At 56.3% G+C, this 1,152-nt stretch carries 1 rRNA gene; it reads left to right on the forward strand.

Annotated elements, in window-relative coordinates:
• A 23S ribosomal RNA gene (locus G401_RS55400) occupies window positions 1–1,152 on the forward strand; the annotation flags it as partial.

Consider the following 1,152-nt stretch of genomic DNA (forward strand, 5'->3'; position numbering starts at 1 on the left):
TTGGGATCTTGGTGGGTAGTAGGTGAGCGATGGGGTGACGCAGGAAGGTAGCTGAGCCCGGCCGGTGGTTGTGCCGGGGTAAGCGTGTAGCCCGTGGTGTAGGCAAATCCGCACCACATGAGGGTGAGACGTGATGCCGAGCCGTTTCAGGTGAAGTCAGTGATCCTATGCTGCCGAGAAAAGCCTCTAGCGAGTTGTTAGCGGCCCGTACCCGAAACCGACACAGGTGGTCAGGTAGAGAATACCGAGGCGACGGGCGAACTGTGGTTAAGGAACTCGGCAAATTGCCCCCGTAACTTAGGGAGAAGGGGGGCCTCTGCTGGTGATGGCACTTGCTGCTGGAGCTGGTGGGGGTCGCAGAGAGCAGGGGGAAGCGACTGTTTACTAAAAACACAGGTCCATGCGAAGTCGTAAGACGCTGTATATGGACTGACGCCTGCCCGGTGCTGGAACGTTAAGGGGACCGGTTAGTCCGTGAGGGCGAAGCTGAGAACTTAAGCGCCAGTAAACGGCGGTGGTAACTATAACCATCCTAAGGTAGCGAAATTCCTTGTCGGGTAAGTTCCGACCTGCACGAATGGCGTAACGACTTCCCCACTGTCTCAACCACAGGCCCGGCGAAATTGCAGTACGAGTAAAGATGCTCGTTACGCGCGGCAGGACGGAAAGACCCCGGGACCTTTACTATAGCTTGACATTGGTATCCGAATTCGATTGTGTAGGATAGGTGGGAGCCTGTGAAGCTCGGACGCCAGTTCGGGTGGAGGCAACGTTGAAATACCACTCTGTTGTGTTTGGGTATCTAACTTCGGACCGTTATCCGGTTCAGGGACAGTGTCTGGTGGGTAGTTTAACTGGGGCGGTTGCCTCCTAAAAGGTAACGGAGGCGCCCAAAGGTTCCCTCAGCCTGGTTGGCAATCAGGTGTTGAGTGCAAGTGCACAAGGGAGCTTGACTGTGAGACTGACAGGTCGAGCAGGGACGAAAGTCGGGACTAGTGATCCGGCACTGGCTTGTGGAAGCGGTGTCGCTCAACGGATAAAAGGTACCCCGGGGATAACAGGCTGATCTTCCCCAAGAGTCCATATCGACGGGATGGTTTGGCACCTCGATGTCGGCTCGTCGCATCCTGGGGCTGTAGCAGGTCCCAAGGG

Origin of the sequence: Hamadaea tsunoensis DSM 44101, from assembly GCF_000428945.1 — a bacterium.
In the GTDB taxonomy this organism is placed as follows: domain Bacteria; phylum Actinomycetota; class Actinomycetes; order Mycobacteriales; family Micromonosporaceae; genus Hamadaea; species Hamadaea tsunoensis.